This is a genomic window from Tessaracoccus sp. SD287, from assembly GCF_017355265.1.
Taxonomy (GTDB): domain Bacteria; phylum Actinomycetota; class Actinomycetes; order Propionibacteriales; family Propionibacteriaceae; genus Aestuariimicrobium.
On the sequence record NZ_JADIJQ010000038.1, the window covers coordinates 1 to 22,101 of the forward strand.

The window sequence follows — 22,101 nt, forward strand, 5'->3', positions numbered from 1 at the left end:
CGGCGCGGCGGTCGTCCGGTGGGACGCACCACCCATCCGTGGGCGTGGTGGGCGTGGGCGCTGGGGGCAGCCATGACGGCGAGCTTCACCACCAACCCGCTGCTTCTGGTGCTCATCATCACCGCCGTCGTGCTGGTCGCCCTGGCCCGTCGCAGCGATGCGCCCTGGGCCCGTTCGGTCAGCGCCTACCTGGTGCTCGCCTTCACCGTGATCGGCTTCCGGGTGGTGCTGATGGCACTGCTGGGCGGCTCGCGCGACGGTCTGGTGCTGATCACCATCCCCGAGGTGCAGTTGCCGGACTGGACGGCCGGCATCCGCTTCGGCGGACCCGTCACCCTGAACGCCGTGCTGGCCGCCACCTACGACGGGCTGCGTTTGGGCACCATCATCGTCTGCATCGGGGCCGCCAATGCGCTGGCCAACCCGCGCCAGGCGCTCAAGTCGGTGCCGGCGGCCCTGAACCAATTGTCGGTCGCGGTCGTGATCGCCCTGAGCGTGGCCCCGCAACTGGTCGAGTCGCTGCGGCGGGTGCGCCGGGCGCGCCGTCTGCGCGGCGGCACCGACCGGGGATGGCGCGCCGTGGTCGCCGTGCTGGTCCCGGTGATGGCCGACGCCCTCGACCGCTCGATGCGCCTGGCCACCGCCATGGAGTCCCGCGGTTATGGCCGCAACCTGTCCGCCGGCTCCGACGGCGGGTGGCACGGCCGCGGTTGGCGCTGGGGCGCCTCGGCGCTGCTGATCGCCGCCCTGGTCGTCCTGGTGCTGTCGTCCTATGCCCTCTTCGCGATGCCCGATGCCCGGCTGTGGTCGCTGGTGGGACTGGTCGCCGGCACCCTCGCCGCACTGTTCGGGCTGCACCTGTCCGGACGCGGGCAGCGGATCAGCCGGTACCGGCCACACCCCTGGCGCTGGCAGGACACGGCCGTCGCAGTCGTCGGACTGCTCGGCGTGGGCGTCGTCGGCTGGCTCCAGGTGGCCGACCCGGGCGCCGTCCACCCCGCGGTGCGACCCCTGCAGTGGCCCGCCCTGACGCCGGTGATGCTGGTGGCCGTGGGCCTGCTCGCCGCACCACTCCTGCTCACCGAACCCCCACCGGAGGCCACCCGATGATCACCTTTGACCGGGTCTCCATCAGCTACCAGGACCGCCCAGCGGTCCTCAGTGAGGTGTCGGCGGTGATCGCCGAGGGTGACCTGTGCGTCGTCATCGGACGCACCGGCACCGGCAAGTCCACCCTGCTCGGTGCGATCAACGCCCTGGTCCCCCACTTCACCGGTGGCCACCTTGCCGGCGAGGTGCGGATCGATGGCCGCAGCACCCGCACCCACCGTCCCCGCGACCTGGCCGACGTGGTCGGCTACGTCGGCCAGGACCCCAGCCAGGGCTTCGTCACCGACACCGTCGAGGACGAGGTCGCCTACGGCATGGAGCAACTCGGCCTGTCCCCGGCGGCCATGCGCAAACGGGTCGAGGAGACACTCGACGTGATGGGCATCGGTGAGGTGCGGCGACGTCCGCTCCAGAGCCTGTCGGGTGGCCAGCAGCAGCGGGTAGCGATCGCCTCGGTGCTGGCCGCCCAGCCCCGGGTCGTGGTGCTGGACGAACCCACCTCGGCACTTGACCCCACCGCGGCCCAGGACGTGCTCTCGGCCATCACCACCCTGGTCCACGAGGTCGGACTCACCGTCGTGCTCGCCGAGCATCGACTGGAGCGGGTGATGCACGCGGCCGACTCGATGCTGTGGCTGCCGGGAGACGGCAGCCTGCACCACGGTGACCCGGGCGAGATCCTGGCCCGCGCCGACGTGGTGCCGCCCCTTTCCGACCTGGCTCGCGTCATGGACTGGACCCCCGTGCCGCTCAGCGTGCGCGAGGCCAGACGACGCCTCAGCCTCCAGCCGAGCCCGCTGCACCTCGCCGCACCCGCTGCGCCACCGCTGCCGACGGCGCCCGCCGAGGTGGCGGTGCAGGTCGACAACCTGCAGGTGCGCCACGGCCGCGTCCAGGCCCTGGCCGGGGTCAGCCTCACCTTCACCGCCGGCAGCATCACCGCCGTGATGGGACGCAATGGCGCCGGCAAGTCGACCCTGCTGTGGACCCTGCAGGGCGCCCTGGACCATCGCGGCAGCGTCCGGGTCGCCGGCCTCAACCCGCGGACCACGAAACCCGCCGACCTGCGGCACACCCTGGCGCTGGTGCCACAGACCCCCGCTGACCTGCTGTACCTGCCCACCGTGGCCGACGAGTGCCGCCAGGCCGACCACGAGTCCGGACTCCCGCCCGAAACCACCGCGAACGTGTTGACCGGGCTCGGGCTCGACCTGCCCCCCGACCTGGACCCCCGCGACCTGTCCGAGGGACAACGGCTCGGCCTGGTGCTGGCCATCCAGCTCGCTGCCGGGCCCAGGATCATCCTGCTGGACGAGCCCACCCGCGGTCTGGACTACGCCATGAAGCACCAGCTGACCGGCATCCTGGCCACGGTGGCCGCCGAGGGCGTCTGCGTGGTGGTGAGCACCCACGACGTCGAGTTCGCCGCCGCCACCTCACAGCGCACCGTCGTCCTGGGCGATGGTGAGGTGGTCGCTGATGGCCCCACCCGCGAGGTGTTGACCAGTTCACCGGTCTTCGCCCCGCAGTTGGCCAAGATCTTCCATCCCGAGCCGGTGCTCACCCTGGCCGACCTGCACCGGGAGCAGCCGTGACGCCGGGAGCAGCCGCGACGAGGTCCCGGCGTCCGCACGCCGCCATCGAGATGTCGGTGCGCTCGTGGGTGATGGTCGCCATCGCTGCCGTGCTGGGGCTGTTGGCCTTCGGCTGGCCGCTGATCCTGTCCCCCGGCTCCGTGCTGGCCGGCAACAAGCTGGCGCCGATGATGCTGATCGGGGTGGTCGGACTGGTGCTGGCGGTGGTCACCGCCCAGATCACCGGCGAGCACTCCGACGTGAAGGCGCTGGCCCTGCTGGGGGTGATGTCGGCGGTGGTGGCCGGCGTCCGTCCGCTGGGTGCCGGCACCGCCGGGCTGGAGACGGTGTTCCTGCCGATCATCATCTCCGGACGCGTGTTCGGGCCCGGGTTCGGCTTCGTGCTGGGCAACACCGGACTGTTCGCGTCCGCCCTGCTCACCGGTGGCGTCGGGCCGTGGCTGCCCTACCAGATGCTGGCCTCTGGCCTGCTGGGGCTGGGCGCGGGCCTGCTGCCGCAACTGCGGGGACGCAGTGAGATCGCGCTGCTGGCGGTCTACTCGGCGGTGGCGTCCTTCGCCTACGGCTGGCTGATCGACTTCTCGTTCTGGCCGTTCGCCGCCGGTGGGGACTCCCAGATCTCCTTCGACGCCGACGCCGGGCCGTGGGCGAACCTGGTGCGCTTCTTCTGGTTCAACGTGGCCACGTCCATGGGTTGGAACCTGGGGCGGGCGGTGACCACCATCGTGCTGCTGGTGCTGCTGGGCCCGCCGCTGCTGCGGATCCTGCGTCGGGCGGCCCGCCGGGCCTCATTCGGCCCCCCACCAGCGCCTGCGCCAGTAGCTGAATGATTTCGCCAATCATGGCGAGGCCCGGCCGTGGGCAATAGGCTCGTCAGTGAGTTCTGGCGTCCAACGCCGGGACAAGGACACACCTGAAGAAAGGCATGCCTGTGACTGTCTACACCCTGCCCGACCTCGACTACGACTACGGCGCACTCGCACCGCACATCGCGCCCGAGATCATGGAGCTGCACCACTCCAAGCACCACGCCACCTACGTGGCCGGCGCCAACACCGCTCTCGAGAAGCTGGCCGAGGCCCGCGAGAAGGGCGAGTTCGGCAATGTGAACAAACTGGAGAAGGACCTCGCCTTCCACCTGGGTGGCCACATCAACCACTCCGTGTTCTGGAAGAACATGTCGCCGGACGGCGGCGGCCGCCCCGACGGCGAACTGTCGGCGGCGCTGGACGAGTACTTCGGCAGCTTCGACGGCTTCCAGAAGCACTTCAACGAGAACGCCAAGGCCGTCCAGGGCTCCGGCTGGTCCATCCTGGTCTGGGACCTGCTCGGCAAGCGCCTGAACATTGCCCAGCTCTACGACCAGCAGGGCAACCTGCCGGCCGGCCAGGTGCCGCTGCTGCAGCTCGACATGTGGGAGCACGCCTACTACCTGCAGTACAAGAACGTCAAGGCTGACTACGTCACCGCCTGGTGGAACGTGGTCAACTGGACCGACGTCACCGATCGCTTCAACCGCGCCAAGGCCGCCGACCTGATCTGATAAGGCCGCCGACCTGATCTGATCAGGCCCGCACCGCCCGGACGCCCCCTGCCTGCTCGCAGGGGGCGTTCTGCGTTTCCAGGACCGTCGGCGGGGCCCGTCAGCCGCGCGAGGTCGGCCATCCCTCGGTGCTGGCGGCCTCGTCGAAGGGCCGATAGATCCACCGCGGCAGCGCCTCACCATTCAGCCAGGCCTTCCAGACCAGGACGGTGACGATGGGGGCCAGCCCCAGGGTGGTGTCCAGGTAGGTCAGCCCCCGGAACGGGCGCACCGTGGTCACCGGGACGAAGTGGACGTCGTCGGAGCGGTTCTCGGCCCGGCTGGCGCAGACATCGCGGGTGCGTCCGTCGATGGTGACCTCGAGCCAGGTGTGGCCGCTGTGCCACCACGGTGAACGGGTCAGTCGCACCCGGGCCGCGTGCACCGTGCGCACCCGGAACCCGAGCCCGCGCAGCACCCGGGCGAGCACGGTGTTGTACTGGTTGGACTGCCCCCGGCTGCGGGCAAAGGACTGGGCCGGGGTCTCCCACCAGTGGTAGCAGGAGTAGTGGCTGTACTTGCGGTGCACCAGCTGGGTGGCGTGGTCGACCAGGTCCCAGCCGTGCAGCTGGGACTCCACGCAGGCGTCGATCGCCTCCTGGACGTCGTGGACCCCGTCCGGTGCGATGGGCCGGGCGCCCGGGGCGCGCACCACCACGGGGGCCACGGCCACCGCGGCAGCTGCCAGCAGTCGTCGTGCACGCGTGCCTGAACTCATCGCTGGTCCCCTTCGGTGGGTGGGTGGTCCGATCCGGGCTGGGTGTCGAGGCGGGCCAGTCGGGTGTGCAGTTCCAGCATCTTGTCGATGCTGGCCTGCCAGGTGTACTGCTCGGCGCGTGCCCGGGCCGCGGTCCGCAGGTCGGGGCCCAGACGCCCGATCAGGCGTTCGGTGGCGTCGGCGATGCCCTCAGCGGTCGGCGGGCCGAACTCGCCGCTGGTCTGGTCGACAAGTTCATGGGCGCCGCCACGGTTGCTGGTCACCACCGGCGTGCCGCAGGCCAGCGCCTCCAGCACCGCCAGCCCGAAGGTCTCCGACGGTGAGACCGAGTAGGAGATGTCGCTGTGCGCGAAGCGCCTGGCCACCTCGTCGCGTCCGTCCACGAACCCGTGGAAGATGACGGGCGCGTCGCCGGCCTGCAGCTTCATCTTCTCGACGTCCGGGCCGGTGCCGTACATGTGGAGTTCGACGGGTACGCCACGGCGGTGCAGCTCGACGGCGGCCGCGACCCCGAGCTGGGGGTCCTTCTCGTGCGACATCCGTCCGACGTAGCACAGCCGGATGGGTGCCCGGGGCTCGTCCCGGTCCGGACCGGTGCCGGGTGTCTGGTAGCCCATCGGGTGGAACGTGGCCAGGTCGACGCCGAGGGGAACGTGCCAGAGCCGGGCGCCGGTGTCGAGGAACTCGTCGGCGGCGTAGCGCGAGGTCACCACCACCGCGTCGAACTGCTGGGACAGGCGCCGGTTGAGTGCACCCACCGCGGTCTCGACGCCGAACTGTCGTTTGAACCAGCCGGCCAGCATGTCGTCGAGGCGTTCGTGGCTGAACAATGCCGAACCGATGCCCCGCTTGCGTGCCCACTTGCCCGCCGGTGACAGGGTCCACTTGTCGGAGACCTCGATCGAGGTCGGATTGAACCGGTCCAGCACGTCCAGCGCCCGCCACGGGGTGGCGATCATCCGGTAGTGCTTTGAGATCTTGGGGGCCCTGACCTGGACGACGGTGCCGTTCTCGGTCTCGGTGACGGTGTCGCGTTCCCCGGGAATGACCATGATGCGTTCGTGCCCGGCGGCGACGTACCCCTTGCCGAGCGCCTCCAGGGCCACCCGCATGCCACCGGAGACCGGGCCCACGAAGTTCGCGAGTTGGGCGATGCGCAGTCGGGGCGTGGTCACCGGGCCAGCCTAGTGGCTCGGTGGCCTGCTGAACGGGACGACCCCGACGCGTGTGACTCGGCGACCGGTGCTCACACGATCGGGAGCTCGCGGCGCCTGAACACGACCACCGCCGCGACGTGGGCGGCCAGGGCCAGCGCCGAGAGCACCAGCACCCCAGTCCAGCGGATCGCGTCGGCCGGCACCTGCCCCATGGCCAGGAAGGGGCTGTTGTCGACCAGCCAGTCGGGCAGGTTCAGCGCCGTGGCCATGTAGGCGATGAAACCCGACAGCCCGAACACCACCCACAGCCAGCCGCGGACCCGGGGCGCGAGGCAGAACAACAGCACCGAGAACCCGCTGAAGACCAGGACCACCGGCGCGTGGGCTGCGGCCGCGGACAGGATGTCGCCCCACAGTCGATCATCACCCAGCGAGGCCGCCGCCGACGCTGCCAGCACCACCGTCCCCACCGCCAGGACGAGCAGTGAGCCCAGGCTGACCACCAGCAGCTGACGACCGATCCATCCGGTCCGGCTGCGCGGTCCGGCCAGGACTGCCTCGACGCGACCGGAGGTCTCACCTGCCCGCAACGAGCCGCCCAGGGACACCCCGGCGGCGGCGGCCAGCATGGAGGCCATCATCACGAACATGGCCATGATCGCGTCCAGCGCGCCCTCGACCCACACCTGCAGTTCGGGGATCGTCTCGATCGCCTTCACGACCTGCTGGGCCAGGGACCCGTAGATGGCCATCACCACCGCGGCTCCCACGATCCAGCCGGTGATGGCCCCGCGATGCTCGAAGAGTGCCAGCCCCCACCCCGAGCGTAGACCGGCCGAGGCTCGCGGGTCGCCGGGACGGCTGCGCACCAGCGCGGCGCCAAGGTCCCGACGCGCGTTCAGGGCCAGGGCGAGCGCGACCAGCGTCAGCGCCCCCGCCAGCGAGACCAGCAGCGGCCACCCCCGCGGCTCCCCAAAGGCCCGGACACCGTCGAACAGGCCCAGGGGCGACAGCCAGCCGTACCAGGACTCGTTGACCGCACCCAGTCCGCGGACCAGGAAGGAGCCCACCGCCACCGCCAGACCGATCATCCAGACCCCGCGGTTGGACTCCACCACCTGGGCGGCGACCGCGGCCACCCCGGCGAAGAACAGCAGCAGGACGGCCAGCGCCGCGCTGTACCAGGCGGCGCCCACCGGGTCGACGTCGGTGCCCAGGGTGGCGGCCCAGCAGGCCAACCCGGTGACGGCCGCGGCCATCGTGGCCAGGATGAGGGAGGCGACCAGCGGGGCGTGGCGTCCGATGGCGGCGGCCAGCATCAGTTCCAGTCGACCTGCCTCCTCCTCGCGGCGGGTCGAGCGGGAGACCAGGGCAATGCCCATGATCGGCACCATGAACGAGGCGATGAAACCGAACTCGTTGGCCAGGATGCCGCCCAGGGTGTCCAGCCCCGCCACGTTGCCGTTGAGCATCTTGATGGCCGGGCCCGACCCGACCGACTGGGCGTAGGCGGCGATCGCCTCGGGGGTGGCGTAGTTGTCGTTCATGGCGAGCGCGGTGACGCCCATCAGTGCGACGATGGTGGCGACCCAGACCAGCAGCACCTTCCATCCCGTCCGCCACTGGATGGCCTGCATGGTGGCGAGGTTGGCAATGTTCATCGCGGCTGGTCCACCTCGTAGTTGCGCAGGAACAGGTCGTCCAGGCTGGGTGGGGTGACGGTCAGCGTCTCGAGCCCGGCGGCGTGCAGGGCGGCGACCAGGTCGGCCATGTGCTCGGCGTCGACGCTGCCACTGGTCTCGGCCAGGCCACCGGACGGCGCGGTGCGCACGTCGGCGCCCGCCGGAATCTGCGGGGCGCTGCGGGTGACGGCGTGGACGTGGCTGCGGGTGTGGCGACGCAGGTCGGCCAGGGTGCCGCTGCTGGCCAGTCGTCCGTCACGGATGATGCTGACCGTGTCGGCCAGGGCCTCCACCTCGCCCATGATGTGGCTGGACAGCAGCACGGTGACGCCCTGGGCCTTGCGCTCGTCGATGACGTCCTGGAAGACGCGTTCCATCAAGGGGTCGAGCCCCGCGGTCGGCTCGTCCAGGATCAACAGTTCGACGTCCGTGGCGAGCGCCGCCACCAGGCACACCTTTTGCCGGTTGCCCTTGGAGTAGCTGCGTGACTTCTTGGTGGGGTCGAGCTCGAAGCGTTGGACGAGGTCGTCGCGGCGTGCGGTGTTGATGGATCCGTGGGCGCCGGCCAGGATGTCGATGGCCTGGCCTCCGGTGAGGGCCGGCCACAGCACCACGTCACCCGGCACGTAGGCCAGTCGGCGATGCAGCGCCACGGCGTCCTTCCAGGGATCGCGCCCGAACAGGGTGGCGCGTCCGGAGTCGTGGCGCATCAGGCCCAGCAGGATGCGGATGGTGGTGGACTTCCCGGAGCCGTTGGGGCCGAGGAACCCGTGCACCTCGCCCTGCTCGACGGTGAGGTCGAGCCCGTCCAGGGCACGGGTGGCCCCGAAGGTCTTGACCAGGTTCTCGGTGGTGATCACGGACATGGTCGCTCCTGGGTCAGCGGGTGTCGAGCCAGGATCTTCCACGGAGGATGGGGCCCAACCTGCATCGTGCCCGACCTGCATGCGGTGCCGGGGTGCACGACATGCAGGCGGTTCAGCACCTCCAGTATGCAGCTGCTGCTTGGGCGCGGGGACGGCAGGTGGCGGCTTGGGCTCCACTCAGTAGTAGCAGGCCAGCCGTCCGTGGGGACCGTCCAGGATCGTCACGGGTGTCTCGAACAATCCGGTCAACTTCTCTGCGGTCATGATCTGGTCCGGGGTGCCGAAGTCGTAGACCACCCCGTCCTTCATGGCGCAGATGTAGTCGGAGTACCTGGCCGCGAAGTTGATGTCGTGCAGCACGATGACGATGGTGCGGTTGAGTTCCTTGCTGGCACGCTGCAGGTGCTGCATCATCTGCACCGAGTGGCGCATGTCCAGGTTGTTCAGCGGCTCGTCCAGCAGGATGTAGTCGGTGTTCTGGGTGAGCACCATGGCCACGTAGGCCCGCTGGCGTTGCCCCCCGGACAGTTGGTCCAGGTAGCGATCCTCGAACTCATTGAGGTGCAGGAAGTCGATGGACTCGCTGATGATCCGCTCGTCCTCGGCGGTGATCCGCCCCCCGGAGTAGGGGAAGCGCCCGAAGGCGACCAGTTGGCGCACGGTGAGCCGGGTGATGAAGTGGTTCTCCTGGCGCAGGATCGAGACGATCTTGGCCAGGTCCTTGGACGCCGTGGTGGTGACGTCGTAGCCGGCGATCTTGATGGCACCCTCGTCCAGACCGAGCAGGCGTCCCATCATGGTGAGCATGGTGGACTTTCCGGCACCGTTGGGGCCGACCAGGGCCGTGACCCCGCCAGCGGGCAGGGTCAGGCTGACGGGCCCGATCCTGACCGTGCTGCTGTACTGCTTGGCTGCTTCGGCGACGGAGATCACAGGCGGCCCTTTCTGAGGATGTGGACGAGGAAGACGGTGCCGCCGACCAGTTCGATGATGATCGAGACGGTGCCCTGGGCGTAGAAGACGTGGCGCATCACGAAGTAGGCGCCACTGAGCACGGTGAAGCAGGTCAGCACGGCGACCGGGAAGACGTAGCGGTGATCGTGGGTGTCGGCGAACTGGTAGGCCAGGGTCGCCACCAGGAAGCCGAGGAAGGTCATCGGGCCGACCAGGGCGGTGGAGACGGCCATCAGCACCGAGACCAGGAACAGCACCACCATGGTCTGCCGGCGATGGTTCAGCCCGAGGTTCGTGGCAGTGTCCTTGCCCATGGCCAGCAGGTTCAGGCTGCGGGACTTCGCCCACAGCAGTCCGGCGGCGACCAGGCACAGCGGCACCGCGACGCCCAGCTGGTCGGTCTCGGCATTCGACAGGTTGCCGAACAGTCGCGCGCTGAGCACGTCGAACTCGCTGGGTGCCAGCATCCGCTGCATGAAGGTCGAGACCGATCCCAGTCCGCCGCCAATGATGATGCCGATCAGCAGCATCACCTGGATGTTGGCGTAGCGTCCCGACAACAACCATCCGTAGAGCAGCAGCGAGAAGCCCACCATCAGCGCGATCTGCAGCAGGTACTGGCTGGTGCCCTTCACGGCCATCACCCCCGCCACCCCGAGCACGTAGATCGCGGTGGTCTGGACGGCGACGTACAGCGCCTCGAAGCCCATGATCGAGGGGGTGATGATGCGGTTGTGGGTGGCCGTCTGGAAGCTGACGGTGGCGGTGGCCTGGCAGACGGCGACCACCGCCATCACGATGATGTTGGTGGTGCGCATCTCGGCGACGCGCCAGAAGCCGGCCGTGCCGAAGGGCACCGGGTTGTTCCAGACGACCAGCCCGACGGCGAACAGCACGCTGAGGGTGGCCAGCACCACGACCACGGTCAGGAACCGGCGGCGTGCCCGGCGGGTGGGCAGGCTCTGCGAGCTGCGCTGCCGGTCGGGCGGTGCCGACGGCGCGACGGGCAGTGCCTGGGCGGGGATGGTGAGCATGGAATCAGCCACGGCGGCGCTGCCTCAACAGGACGACGATGAAGACGACGGCCCCCACGATGCCCAGGACCACCGAGACAGGAATCTCGAAGGGGGCGATGATGGTGCGGGCGAACAGGTCGCAGACGGTGACCAGGCCCACGCCGAGCAGGCAGACCCACGGCAGGTTGCTGCGCAGGTCGTCACCGCGGAACATCGAGACGACATTGGGGACGATCAGACCCAGGAAGGGCAGGTTGCCGACCACCACGGTGACCACCCCGCTGGCGACGGCAATCAGTCCGGTGCCGAGCAGGATCACCCGCTGGTAGTTGAGGCCCACGTTGGTGGCGATGTCCTCCCCCAGACCGGCGACGGTGAACCGGTCGGCAACGAAGAAGACGGCGACCACCACGAGTGCGGCGACCCACAACATTTCGTACTGGCCCTTGAGCACCGAGGTGAAGCTGCCGGCGAACCACACCCCCAGGTTCTGCAGCAGGTTGGTCTGCAGCGCCAGAAAGGTCGAGACCGAACTGACCACCGCGCCGAGCATGATGCCGACGATGGGCACGATCAGCGAGGAGCGCAGCTTCACCTGGCGCAGGAAGGCGAAGAACACCATGGTGCCGATGAAGGCGAAGGCGATGGCCCCGATCATGCGCTGGCCGACGCTGGCCCCCGGGAACAGGATCATCACGACCAGCAGCCCCAGGCCCGCCCATTCAGTGGTGCCCGTGGTGGTCGGTTCGACGAAGCGGTTCTGGGTCAACAGCTGCATGACCAGCCCGGACATGGCCATGGCGGCCCCGGCGAGCACCAGGGCGACGGTGCGGGGAACCCGGGTGATGGCAAACATCTCCCGACCGCCCTGACCACCGACCACGTCGTAGACCCCGGTGAACAGGGAGACGACGAGCAGCCCGGCAACCACGAGGATCCCGATCAACAGCTTGGGGTCCAGCAACCGTTCCCGGGTCGGGGGCCGGGCCGCGGGGGCATCGGCGGTGAGCACGTCTGGTGTCATGGGCAACCTTGGCGAAGTGGGCGGTCGGGGGGCCGTTGGCCGCCCACCCGCCTCCACGGGGTGAGGGTCCGTGCCTACTTCTCGAGCTGGTCGGCCAGCGCGTCGAAGAACTCGGTGTAGGTCTGGATGCCCTCGTTGGTGTAGGTGTCGGCCGGCATGTAGACGATGGCGTCGCTCTTGACGGCGGTCACGTTCTGCAGCGCGGCGCTGTTCTTGATCAGTTCGTTGGCCGGCTTGTAGCCAGCCTCGGCGGTGGCCACCGCGGCGTCGCGGTCCATCACCATGACCAGGTCGGGGTTCGACTTGGCAATGGCCTCCACGGAGATGTCGTCACCCTGGTGGTCGTCGGAGGAACCCTCGACCTTGAGCGCCGGGGTCATGCCCACGATGTCGAAGACCGGGCCCAGTGTGCGACCAACGGTGGGGGCGAGGTAGCCGATGTTGCCGCCGGACGTGGTGACGGCCATCACCGTGGTCTCGGGCTGGTAGGCAGCCTTGGCGCGGGCGACGGCGGCGTCGAAGTCGGCGTTCAGCTTCTCGGCCTCGGCCTGCTTGTTGAAGATCTCGCCAAGGATGGTGTTCTGGCGCTTCAGTTCGGAGTCGAAGGGCTCGCCCTCGCGCGGGTCGACATTGATGATGACCGCGTCGGGCACCAGGGCAGCGATCTTGTCGTTGAACTGGGTGAAGCGCTGGCCGCTGATGATGACCTGCGGGTTGGCCGCCACGATCAGGTCCAGGTTCGGCTCGCGATGGTTGCCGATGTCCTGGATGGACTCGTCGGCCTTCCACGGATTGGTGGCGGGCATCAACGCACGCGCCGCCGCAGCAGGCTTGAGGTTCCAGGCATTCAACGTCTCAAAGGTGCGGTTGTCCAGGGCCACGTAGGACGTGATCGGCAGCGTGATGGTCTTCTCGCCGCCGTTGTCGGTGATGGTGACGCTGCTGCGGGTGTCGTCGGTGGCCACGGCGGTGGTGGAGCCGGCGTCGGCGGCACCGCCGCAACCGCTCAGCGCCAGGGCGGCGGCGGCGACCAGGGCCACCAGCCAACGTGAGCTCTTCTTCAGGGGGGCTGCCATGGGCATGCGGGGTTCTCCTGGGGGAAATGGAGCAACGCCCGCACCTCGCGAAGCGTTGCTTTACGAAACAGTCCTGTTGGCTAATCGGCCGTCACGAACCTTAGCATAGGCTTGCCTTACCTCTGACGACGGGGCGGCCGAGGTCACCGCTCCCGGCAGGCTGCTGGCCGCGGGCTCCGTCCGGGCGGGCCCATAGACCGCTGTGGCTAGGTATTTCGCTGAGCAGTCGTCGTGGGGTAGAACGATGACATGCCTTCTGAACGCTTCCATACTGTGAGCAACGTCACCGTCCAACCCCGTCAGAGCCTCGGCACGCTGGACCATCTGGTGATCACCACCGTCGACCTGGCAGCGGCCTGTGACGAATGCGAAGCCCGCCTCGGGGTGCGTCCCGAACCCGGCGGCACCCACCCCCAGTTCGGCACCCACAATGCGCTGCTCGGTCTGGGGAAGGGCGCCTACGTCGAGATCATTGCCATCGACCCGGACGCGGAGGCCCGCCCGCAGTACCCGTTCAATCTGGCCGAGGTGACCGGTTCGCAGGCCTGCACCTTCGCCGTGCATCCCCAGGATCTTGACCAGAGCGCCGCCTCCCTGCTCGACGAACAGGGCCTGGCCGTCGGCCCCGCCGGTCCCGGCAGCCGGAGCACCCCGGAGGGCACCGTCCTGAACTGGCGGTTGACCGCTCCGCTGGCGGCCGATCCCAGCGGACTGGTCCCGTTCCTGATCGACTGGCAGGGCGGCCCCTCCCCCGCGGACAGCATCACCAGCCAGGTGGAGCTGTTCGGCTGGGGCGGCAGCCACCCACGGCCGACCACCATCGCCGCCGCCCTGGACCAGCTGGGCGTGCCCGTGCAGGTCACGCAGGGTGCCCCCGACTTCTGGGTCGAGCTGCGGGGGCCGGCGGGCAGCTGGCGCCTGTGAGCCGTCCCTGAACGCGCGAATCGCCCGCCCCCAGCATGGGGGAGCGGGCGATTCACGAAGGTGCCGGGCGATCAGGCCTTGGCGTCCTCGTCAGCGTCAGCCTCAACGGCGTCGGCGTCAACCTCGTCAGCGTCAACCTCGTCAGCGGCCGGGGTCTCGTCGGCAGCCTCGGTGTCCTCAGCAGCCTCGGTCTCGTCGACCTCGACCTCGTCGGCGGCAGCCGCAGCGGCGATCTTGGCCTTGGCGTCCTCAGCGGACTCCTCGGCCTTGACCGGCTTGGCCTTCTTGGCGACGGGCTCGGTAATCAGCTCGAGCACGGCCATGGGGGCGTTGTCGCCCTTGCGGGGGCCGACCTTGGTGATGCGGGTGTAGCCGCCGTCGCGTCCCTCCATCGCCGGGGCGATCTCGGCGAAGAGCACGTGGACGACGCTCTTGTCGGTGATGGTGCTCAGCACCAGACGACGGTTGTGCAGGTCACCGCGCTTGGCCTTGCTGATCAGGCGCTCGGCCAGGGGACGGACCCGCTTGGCCTTGGTCTCGGTGGTGGTGATGCGGCCGTGCTCGAACAGCTGGCTGGCCAGGTTGGCCAGGATGATCCGCTCGTGGGCCGGGGTGCCGCCGAGGCGGGGACCCTTGGTGGGCTTGGGCATGGGTGATTCTCCAAAGGTTCTACCGGGCTGTCACCCGGTGGCGGATGCGGATCAGTACTGCTCGGTCTCGGTGTAGTCGTCGTCCTCGTAGTTCGCGACGGCGGTCATCGGGTCGAAGCCCGGTGCGCTGTCCTTGAGGGCGAGGCCCATCTCGGCCAGCTTGGCCTTGACCTCATCGATCGACTTCGAGCCGAAGTTGCGAATGTCGAGCAGGTCCTGCTCGGAACGACCCAGCAGCTCGCCGACGGTGTGGATGCCCTCACGCTTGAGGCAGTTGTACGAGCGAACCGTCAGGTTCAGGTCCTCGACCGGCATGGCCAGGTCCTGGGCCAGCTGCTCGTCGACCGGCGACGGGCCGATCTCGATGCCCTCGGCGTCGTAGTTCAGCTCACGGGCCAGACCGAAGAGCTCCACCAGCGTGCGCCCGGCCGAAGCCACGGCGTCGCGGGGGGTGATCGACGGCTTCGACTCGACGTCGACGACCAGACGGTCGAAGTCGGTGCGCTGCTCGACGCGGGTGGCCTCGACCTTGTAGCTGACCTTCAGCACCGGCGAGTAGATCGAGTCGACGGGAATGCGACCGATCTCGGCGTCCGGGTTGTTGTTCAGGCTGCTCGAGACGTAACCACGACCACGCTCGACGACGAGCTCCATCTCGATCATGCCGTCCTCGTTGAGGGTGGCGATGTGCAGGTCGGGGTTGTGGATCTCGACACCGCTCGGGGTCTCGATGTCGGCCGCGGTCACGTTGCCGGCACCCTTGTTGCGCAAGTACATGGTGACCGGCTCGTCCTCCTCGGACGAGAGCACCAGGTTCTTGACGTTCAGGATGATCTCGGTGACGTCCTCGACGACGCCCGGCACGGTCGAGAACTCGTGCTGGGTGCCGGCGATCTTGATGCTGGTGACAGCTGCGCCGGGAATCGAGCTGAGCAGGGTGCGACGCAGCGAGTTGCCCAGGGTGTACCCGAAACCGGGCTCCAGGGGCTCGATGATGAACCGCGAGCGGAATTCGTCGACGACCTCTTCCGACAGGGTCGGACGCTGTGCGATGAGCATGGGTGTTCCTTCCCGCACCGACCACTATTTGACGGCGCGACAGGCCCCCGGAAGCTGTTCCCGGGGTGCAGTACGTGTGATCCGAAGATCGGGTGATCCGAGGATCGGGTGCCCTGACGGGCGAGGCAGCAGCCGCCCAGGACTGGACGGCTGCTGCGCGGGCTCACTTGGAGTAGAGCTCGACGATCATCTGTTCCTGAACGTCGATGACGATCTGCTCACGGGTGGGCAGCTGGTGGACCAGGACGCGACCACGGTTGGGACGCACGGTCAGCCAGGCCGGCACGTCGCGCTCGCCGAACGTCTCGCGAGCCACCACCACCGGGTGCAGGTCGAGCGACTTCGGCGCGATGTCGACGATGTCGTGGGCGGACACCCGGTAGCTGGGGATGTTCACCTTGTGTCCGTTGACCAGGAAGTGACCGTGCGAGACCAACTGACGGGCCTGGCGACGGGTCTGTGCCAGACCAGCGCGGTAGATGACGTTGTCCAGACGCGACTCGAGGATCTGCAGCAGCAGGTCACCGGTCTTGCCGGGGCGGCTGTCCGCTTCCTTGTAGTAGCGGCGGAACTGCTTCTCGAGCACGCCGTAGGACAGACGAGCCTTCTGCTTCTCGCGCAGCTGCTGCGAGTACTCGGAGTCCTTGGTGCGTCCACGGCCGTGAACGCCCGGGGGGTAGGGACGACGCTCGAACGCCTTGTCGTTGCCAACCAGGTCCACGCCAAGACGGCGGGACTTGCGGGTCATGGGGCCGGTGTAACGGGCCATAATTCAGTCCTCTTTCCTTCTCGTCGGGGTCAGTTGCGGCGCGGCTTGGGCGGCCGGCAACCGTTGTGGGGCACGGGGGTGACGTCGGCGATGGCGCCGACCTCGAGGCCCGCCGCGGCCAGCGAACGGATCGCGGTCTCACGACCCGAGCCGGGTCCCTTGACGAACACCTCGACGCGCTTCATGCCGTGGTCCATCGCACGACGGGCAGCGCTCTCGGCGGCCATCTGGGCGGCGAACGGGGTCGACTTGCGCGAGCCCTTGAACCCGACGGTGCCCGCTGATGCCCACGAAATCACCGCACCATTGGGATCGGTGATCGCAATGATCGTGTTGTTGAAGGTCGACTTGATGTGAGCCTGACCAACAGTGATGTTCTTCTTTTCCTTGCGCCGCACCTTCGTCTTGGCGGCGGCGGCCTTGCGACCTGCAGTTGCCATAAGTCTGTGTCTCTTTCTGGAGTCTTCGTGAGGAGATCGACCGACCATGCCCGTCAGGGCAACGGTCAGCGGACCTTCTTCTTGCCGGCGACGGCCTTCTTCTTGCCCTTGCGGGTACGAGCATTGGTGCGGGTGCGCTGACCGCGAACGGGCAGTCCGCTGCGGTGGCGACGGCCCTGGTAGGTGCCGATCTCGATCTTGCGGCGAATGTCGGAGGCGACAGTTCGGCGCAGGTCACCCTCAGTCTCGTAGTTGGCCTCGATGTGATCACGAAGAGCGACCAGATGGTCATCAGTGAGCTCATGGACGCGCAGGTCACCGGAAATGCCGGTGGCGGCCAGGGTTTCGTCGGCGCGGGTCTTGCCCACTCCGAAAATGTAGGTCAGTGCGACCTCGAGGCGCTTCTCGCGCGGCAGGTCAACACCAATGAGGCGTGCCATGTGGCAACCTTTCGATGGTTCGGACGCGACGTGCACGTCCCGGTCACCGCTCCCCCTGTTTCCCGCAGGGTTCCTGGAGTCGGCTTGCGACCGCGAAGGTGTGGCGGCGTGACGCGTCCCCCCGCCCAAAGTTGGACTGTGAGGTGGGGCCCCGGCCTTCGTCCGGGGGTGGACCGGATTGCTCCGGCGTGCGTCACGTGTTGGGTATTGAGTTGTCAGAAGCAGTCAGCGACTGCGGTGGTGCGAGAAACCTCGCCGTGCGGCGTCGGGCTCAGCCCTGGCGCTGCTTGTGACGCGGGTTTTCGCAGATCACCATCACGCGACCGTGCCGGCGGATCACCTTGCACTTGTCGCAGATCTTCTTGACGCTCGGCTGAACCTTCATCGAGCAACTTTCTGGTCTGAACCGGTTCGGACACAGGTCCGCCCCGATCTTGGTTGATGGAGTTGCGGTGGAACCGAGGGTTCCGGTGCAGTTTCCCCGGGAGATCAGCCCCGAGAAGGCTCGGGTCTGGCCCGAGGATCACTTGTGGCGGTAGACGATCCGGCCGCGGGTCAGGTCATAAGGAGAAAGCTCCACCACGACGCGGTCAGTGGGCAGGATCCGGATGTAGTGCTGCCGCATCTTGCCGCTGATCGTCGCCAGGACCCTGTGGCCGTTGGCCAGCTCAACACGAAACATCGCATTGGGCAGTGCCTCCACCACGACTCCCTCGAGCTCGAGCGCTCCTTCTTTCTTCGCCAAGGCGTTCCCATCTCTGATGTGATTGGTCGCCCGGAGGTGGTGCAGAAGTGCGCCACACAGGCAGAACCGTCCACGGTCACACGTGACCGACGCCCCACTCTACGCCAGATCGCGAGTTCTGCCCAAATCACCGGGATCACCGACGCGCGACGCCACCACGGCCTGTCCAATCGCGACCCCAGACCGGATGTTCTGGCTCCAGCGCCACGATGTCCGGTCCAGCCGTCGCCCCGGGCCGGACGTTCTGCCTTCAGTGCCACGACGTCCGGCCCACCCGCGGCCCCGACCGGACGTTCTGCCCCCAGTGCCACGACGTCCGGCCCACCCTCGGCCCCGGACCGGATGTTCTGCCCCCAGTGCCACGACGTCCGGCCCACCCGCGGCCCCGCACCGGACGTTCTGCCTTCAGTGCCACGACGTCCGGCCCACCCGCGGCCCCGAGCCGATGTTCTGCCCCCAGCGCCAGAACATGCCCCGCAGGACGACCCCACCGGAGACCTGGCGGGCGTGCCATGATGCCGCATGGCCTTCTTCGTTGCCCACTACACCTACACCGATGATCGCGACCGTCAGGACGAGTTGCGTCCCCAGCACCGCGCCTTCCTCGCCACCCTGGTCGAGCAGGGGCACCTGTTCGCCTCGGGTCCCCTGCTGCAGACCGACCCGGGCGAGGCCCTGCTGGTGTTTGCGAGCGACAGTGCCGAGACGGTCGCCGCACTGCTCGACCAGGACCCGTTCCACCTGGCCGGCCAGGTGGCCGTGCGCCGGATCACCGCGTGGAACCCGGTGATCGGTGCCCTCGCCGACCGGACCTGAGCCCGTCCCGGCGCGGCGGCAGCGTCAGGTCTAGCTGACCAGATCCGCGCCCACTGTCCAGGTGTTGCACCCTGACAGCCGGTCCATGTAGAAGCCGCGCTGCCACCAGTACTGGTTCGAGGACGAGCTGCCGTGGACCTCGCCCAGGTCGCGCCGAGTCCAGGCGATGTACTGGTCGTAGTCGGACTGGTTGAACTTCGTGGCCTCGGTCACCACCATGATGCGCGAGGTCCAGCAGGACGCCTGCAACTCCAGTCGCCGCGAGCGCTCCATGGTGTCGATGGCGCCCTCACTGGCCAGGCTCGCACCCGACCAGAGGATCTTCGACTGGTGCTGCACGTGGTGGGCGTACTCGTGGGTGGCGGTGAAGAAGCCCAGCTGGCGAAACGAGCTCGTCTCCTGCATCAGCGAGTAGTTCACGTAGATGGTGACATGCGACCCGTCCCAGGTGCCGCAGTAGAACGTGGTCTCACCGGTGCCACACGGGGTCTGGGTGCTGCCGCGGATGAAGGTGATCTTCGGCATCACCAGCGGTTGGCCGATCGCCTCGAAGACTGGCTGCCAGCCCCGGTGTTGGCATTCGATCGTCTCGGTCATGAAGGTTTCGAACAGCTCTTCGGAGGCGAACCCATCAGGAACCGGCGGGCAGGTCGTCCCCGGGACTCCTTGGCCGTAGAGCGTGTTCTGTTGCAGCACCACCCAGTGCGGGTTGGTGGAGTTGGGCGCGGGCAGGGTGTCCCAGGAGCGCTCGGGAAGGACCGCCAGACCAATCCGTTCGGTCGGTGTCACCGGGGTGGTCACCACCGGCGTGGTCACCACCGGCGTGGTCACCACCGGCGTGGGTCCGGGAGTGCTGGCCAACGGGGTCGTGGTGGCGGTGGGCGCGTCGGGACGCATCAGCGCGAATGCGCCGAAGCCGAGAGCGGCCACCAGCACGACGACGGCGACCACCAGTCCGAGTTGCCCCTGGCTGCGGGGTGGCGGCTGACCGCCGGGTGGCTGCCAGTGCTGCTGCCACGTCGGCGAGGTCTGCCACCCGGGGTGACCACCGGGATGCCACCCGCCGGCCGCGGTGTGTGGCTGGGTCCAGCGCTGCGGAGCAGCCGCAGGAGGGAACTGGCGAACCGGCCCTGGCACCGGGGGCATGGTGGACATCCCCGTTCAGCTGACTCGCTCGGGGCCCACCGTGAAGGTGTTGCAGCCGCCCACCTTGGTCATGTACATGCCGCGCTGCCACCAGTACTCGTTCGACGCCCTGGAGCCGTGCCACTCGTCCTGATCGCGCTGGGTCCAGTCGATGTAGGTCTGCAGGTCGGCCTCGTTGAACTGCGTGGCCGGGGTCTGCAGCAGCAACCGACCAGCCCAGCACGAGGTCTGCAACTCCATCCGTCGGGACCGCTCGGCATTCTGCATCCCACCGGCGGTGGTGACCTGCTGGGCAGCCCACATGACCCCGCTCACCATCTGCACGTGGTGGCCGAACTCGTGGGCCAGGGTCTCGAAGGCACGCAGCCGCCACCACTCGTTCGACTGTTCGATCAGACTGGTGTGGACGTAGATGCCGTAGCTGGAGCCATCCCAGGTGCCGCAGTAGAAGGACACGTTCTCGCCGCTCTTGCCGCACGGGCTCTGGACGGCGCCGTCGATGAAGGTGACCTTCGGCATGGGCAGCTCCACCCCGATGCCCGCGAAGGCCGGCGTCCAGCCCGCGTACTGGCAGTCCAGGGTCGTCGACGCGAACGTCTGGAAGGCCTTGGCCGAGTCAAAGGAGGTGGGGATCGCGGGACAGCTCATGGTGGGGACGTCAGCTGCGTACAGCGTGTTCTGCTGCAGGGTGACCCAGTGTTCGTTGGTCGAGTGGGGTCCGGGCAGTTGGTCCCAGGACCGTTGCGGCAGCACCCCGAGCCCGATCGCCGTGCTGGGCGGCGCTTCGGTGGTCGGCGGCTCAGTCGTGACGGGTGGTTCGGTGGTCGGTGGTTCGGTGCTCGGCGGCTCGCTGGTCGTCGGGGGTTGGCTGGGTGTCGGTGCCAGGTCCGAGACCTGGGGGGTGGTCTCGGCGATGGTCTGGGTGGTGGCGACGACAGTGTCCCTGCTCCGGCCCCAGGCGAACAGGCCGAAGACGATGGCCAGGCCCAGGACCCCGACGGCCAGGACCAGTCCCATGGTGTTGCCCCGGCGAGGCGGTGGCGGCGGTGGCCGGAACCCCTGTCCCGGGCCGGGGTACTGCGGGGCGGGCTGCTGCCAGTTCTGGTAGGGCGGCCACGGCCCCACCGGGCCGAACTGTCCGGAGGGCTGCCGGGGTGCCGGGCCGGCCGGCCAACCGGTGGGGCGGCCGGGTTGGGAATGGTTCTGGGGCGCGGGTGCTTGTCCCCACCGCTGCGGCTGCTGGGCCGGCCACTGCCCGTGGCCCTGTCCAGGAAACTGGCTCATGATCCCATCATGCCGCTGGCGGGGTCGGCAGGGAATGGGCTGACCTGCCGGACCTGTCTAGGTGACCTGGTCGGCGTCGACCACCCAGGTGTTGCACCCTGCCGGGGTCGACTGGTCGAAGCCGCGCAGCCACCAGTGCTTGCGCGAGGAGACGCTGCCGTGGGTGTCCGAACCGCCCTCGGTCGTCCACTGCTTCAGGATGCGGTAGTCCTCGGCACCGAACTCGAAGGCGGGGGTGATCACCATGATCCGCGAGGTCATGCAATAGGCCTGCAGCTCGACCCGGCGGGTGCGCTCGTCCTCGCGCAGGTCGAGCAGGTAGGCGGCCTCCAGGATGCCCGCGCTGGACTGCACGTGGTGCAGGAATTCGTGGACGATCGTGTTGACGAAGTGCAGCCGCCACCAGTCCTGCGACGACTCGAAGCGCTGTTCGCTGAGGTAGATCTCGGCCGAGGCCGGGCAGTAGAAGGACTGCTCGTCGCTGACCGTGCCGCAGGCAGTGGACACCGAGTCACGGAAGGTCACCAGCTGGGGCTTGTCCAACGGCCAGCCGAGGTCCTCGAAGATGGGCTGCCAGGCCACGAACTGGCAGTCAAGCAGTTCCTGCGAGATCGTGCGGAACGCGGCGTTCAACCCGATGTCGTCCGGGATGGCGGGGCAGGTGGTGGCCACCGGCATCGCGATGTCGTAGAGCGGATTGGCCTGCACGGTCCGCTGCGCCCGGGTGGACGGGCTGGGCACCGGCAGCGCCTTCCACTTCGTCTTCGGCACCCGGAAGGGCGTAAAGGTCGACGTCGGGGTCGGGGTGGAGCTGGCGGAGGCGGTGGCCGTGGGTGACCCGGTGGCCGTCGCGGTGGTGGCGGTCGTGGACGTCGTGGTCGGCAGCTTGACCGGCGCAGCGGTGGAGCCGCGGTCGAAGTACCCGCTGAGGGCGACGCCGGCGACGACGCCCACGACCAGGAACAGGGTCAGCACCGCGGCGATGCGGCCGGTGCGGCGGGGTGGACGTGGCGCCGGCCTGGCCGCCCAACTGGTGGGCGGGGGCTGC

24 protein-coding genes are annotated in these 22,101 nt (G+C 68.6%); 6 read left to right on the forward strand and 18 right to left on the reverse strand.

Going from position 1 to position 22,101, the window contains the following annotated elements; translation table 11 throughout:
- From IPV09_RS12450 to IPV09_RS12465, 4 genes are all read left to right on the forward strand, one after another.
- A partial coding sequence (locus tag IPV09_RS12450) for an energy-coupling factor transporter transmembrane component T (protein WP_207475585.1) occupies positions 1-1,110 on the forward strand: 1,110 nt, incomplete at its 5' end.
- A complete protein-coding gene (locus tag IPV09_RS12455) occupies positions 1,107-2,705 on the forward strand; it encodes an ABC transporter ATP-binding protein (RefSeq protein ID WP_207475586.1) in 1,599 nt (532 codons plus the stop codon). The genes IPV09_RS12450 and IPV09_RS12455, both read left to right, overlap by 4 nt.
- A 50-nt stretch (positions 2,706-2,755) precedes the next feature.
- Complete coding sequence (locus IPV09_RS12460) at positions 2,756-3,535, forward strand: ECF transporter S component (RefSeq protein ID WP_207475604.1); 780 nt, start codon at positions 2,756-2,758, stop codon at positions 3,533-3,535.
- A gap of 101 nt (positions 3,536-3,636) precedes the next feature.
- Positions 3,637-4,248, forward strand: coding sequence for a superoxide dismutase (locus IPV09_RS12465; protein ID WP_207475605.1), 612 nt, complete (start codon positions 3,637-3,639; stop codon positions 4,246-4,248).
- A 100-nt stretch (positions 4,249-4,348) separates the two neighbouring features.
- Here the strand turns inward: IPV09_RS12465 and IPV09_RS12470 are convergent, their stop codons facing one another.
- The 8 genes from IPV09_RS12470 to IPV09_RS12505 form a co-directional block, all read right to left on the reverse strand.
- Complete coding sequence (locus IPV09_RS12470) at positions 4,349-5,005, reverse strand: hypothetical protein (RefSeq protein ID WP_207475587.1); 657 nt, start codon at positions 5,003-5,005, stop codon at positions 4,349-4,351.
- Positions 5,002-6,117, reverse strand: a complete 1,116-nt coding sequence (locus IPV09_RS12475) for a glycosyltransferase (RefSeq protein ID WP_370590321.1) — start codon at positions 6,115-6,117, stop codon at positions 5,002-5,004. The genes IPV09_RS12470 and IPV09_RS12475 overlap by 4 nt, the downstream gene beginning before the upstream one ends.
- Positions 6,118-6,251: 134 nt before the next feature.
- On the reverse strand, positions 6,252-7,823 hold the full coding sequence (locus IPV09_RS12480; protein ID WP_207475589.1) for an ABC transporter permease: 1,572 nt from the start codon (positions 7,821-7,823) through the stop codon (positions 6,252-6,254).
- Positions 7,820-8,710 carry an ABC transporter ATP-binding protein gene (locus IPV09_RS12485; RefSeq protein ID WP_207475590.1) on the reverse strand — a complete coding sequence of 297 codons (891 nt, stop codon included), beginning with the start codon at positions 8,708-8,710 and terminating at the stop codon, positions 7,820-7,822. The genes IPV09_RS12480 and IPV09_RS12485 overlap by 4 nt, the downstream gene beginning before the upstream one ends.
- 177 nt (positions 8,711-8,887) lie before the next feature.
- Positions 8,888-9,643: an ATP-binding cassette domain-containing protein gene (locus IPV09_RS12490; protein ID WP_207475591.1), complete on the reverse strand. Its 756-nt coding sequence runs from the start codon at positions 9,641-9,643 to the stop codon at positions 8,888-8,890.
- Positions 9,640-10,710, reverse strand: coding sequence for an iron chelate uptake ABC transporter family permease subunit (locus IPV09_RS12495; RefSeq protein WP_370590320.1), 1,071 nt, complete (start codon positions 10,708-10,710; stop codon positions 9,640-9,642). Before IPV09_RS12495 ends, IPV09_RS12490 begins: the two co-directional genes overlap by 4 nt.
- Positions 10,703-11,704: an ABC transporter permease gene (locus tag IPV09_RS12500; RefSeq protein ID WP_242681586.1), complete on the reverse strand. Its 1,002-nt coding sequence runs from the start codon at positions 11,702-11,704 to the stop codon at positions 10,703-10,705. The genes IPV09_RS12495 and IPV09_RS12500 overlap by 8 nt, the downstream gene beginning before the upstream one ends.
- 74 nt (positions 11,705-11,778) lie before the next feature.
- Positions 11,779-12,780: a siderophore ABC transporter substrate-binding protein gene (locus tag IPV09_RS12505; RefSeq protein ID WP_207475592.1), complete on the reverse strand. Its 1,002-nt coding sequence runs from the start codon at positions 12,778-12,780 to the stop codon at positions 11,779-11,781.
- 249 nt (positions 12,781-13,029) lie between these two features.
- Here IPV09_RS12505 and IPV09_RS12510 point away from each other — a divergent pair, with 249 nt between their 5' ends.
- Positions 13,030-13,704 carry a VOC family protein gene (locus IPV09_RS12510; protein ID WP_207475593.1) on the forward strand — a complete coding sequence of 225 codons (675 nt, stop codon included), beginning with the start codon at positions 13,030-13,032 and terminating at the stop codon, positions 13,702-13,704.
- A gap of 71 nt (positions 13,705-13,775) precedes the next feature.
- Here the strand turns inward: IPV09_RS12510 and rplQ are convergent, their stop codons facing one another.
- The 7 genes from rplQ to infA form a co-directional block, all read right to left on the reverse strand.
- Complete coding sequence (rplQ, locus tag IPV09_RS12515) at positions 13,776-14,354, reverse strand: 50S ribosomal protein L17 (protein WP_207475594.1); 579 nt, start codon at positions 14,352-14,354, stop codon at positions 13,776-13,778.
- 51 nt (positions 14,355-14,405) lie between these two features.
- The gene (locus tag IPV09_RS12520; protein ID WP_207475595.1) at positions 14,406-15,413 is read right to left on the reverse strand and encodes a DNA-directed RNA polymerase subunit alpha; all 1,008 of its coding nucleotides are present in this window, start codon (positions 15,411-15,413) and stop codon (positions 14,406-14,408) included.
- 163 nt (positions 15,414-15,576) lie between these two features.
- The gene (rpsD, locus tag IPV09_RS12525; protein WP_207475596.1) at positions 15,577-16,182 is read right to left on the reverse strand and encodes a 30S ribosomal protein S4; all 606 of its coding nucleotides are present in this window, start codon (positions 16,180-16,182) and stop codon (positions 15,577-15,579) included.
- Between the two features lie 29 nt (positions 16,183-16,211).
- The gene (gene rpsK, locus IPV09_RS12530) at positions 16,212-16,622 is read right to left on the reverse strand and encodes a 30S ribosomal protein S11 (protein WP_207475597.1); all 411 of its coding nucleotides are present in this window, start codon (positions 16,620-16,622) and stop codon (positions 16,212-16,214) included.
- 65 nt (positions 16,623-16,687) lie between these two features.
- On the reverse strand, positions 16,688-17,062 hold the full coding sequence (rpsM, locus tag IPV09_RS12535) for a 30S ribosomal protein S13 (protein WP_207475598.1): 375 nt from the start codon (positions 17,060-17,062) through the stop codon (positions 16,688-16,690).
- Positions 17,063-17,333: 271 nt separating this feature from the next.
- On the reverse strand, positions 17,334-17,447 hold the full coding sequence (rpmJ, locus tag IPV09_RS12540) for a 50S ribosomal protein L36 (RefSeq protein ID WP_020575560.1): 114 nt from the start codon (positions 17,445-17,447) through the stop codon (positions 17,334-17,336).
- Between the two features lie 138 nt (positions 17,448-17,585).
- Positions 17,586-17,807 carry a translation initiation factor IF-1 gene (infA, locus tag IPV09_RS12545; protein WP_207475599.1) on the reverse strand — a complete coding sequence of 74 codons (222 nt, stop codon included), beginning with the start codon at positions 17,805-17,807 and terminating at the stop codon, positions 17,586-17,588.
- Positions 17,808-18,329: 522 nt separating this feature from the next.
- Between infA and IPV09_RS12550 the strand changes: the two genes are divergently transcribed.
- Positions 18,330-18,623, forward strand: a complete 294-nt coding sequence (locus IPV09_RS12550; protein WP_207475600.1) for a YciI family protein — start codon at positions 18,330-18,332, stop codon at positions 18,621-18,623.
- A gap of 30 nt (positions 18,624-18,653) precedes the next feature.
- On the opposite strand, the gene IPV09_RS14340 is transcribed toward IPV09_RS12550, so the two are convergent.
- From IPV09_RS14340 to IPV09_RS12565, 3 genes are all read right to left on the reverse strand, one after another.
- Positions 18,654-19,760, reverse strand: coding sequence for a neutral zinc metallopeptidase (locus IPV09_RS14340; protein WP_207475601.1), 1,107 nt, complete (start codon positions 19,758-19,760; stop codon positions 18,654-18,656).
- 24 nt (positions 19,761-19,784) lie between these two features.
- Positions 19,785-21,053, reverse strand: a complete 1,269-nt coding sequence (locus IPV09_RS12560) for a neutral zinc metallopeptidase (protein WP_207475602.1) — start codon at positions 21,051-21,053, stop codon at positions 19,785-19,787.
- A gap of 57 nt (positions 21,054-21,110) precedes the next feature.
- Positions 21,111-22,101, reverse strand: a 991-nt coding sequence (locus IPV09_RS12565; protein WP_207475603.1) for a neutral zinc metallopeptidase, incomplete at its 5' end; no start/stop codon positions are given.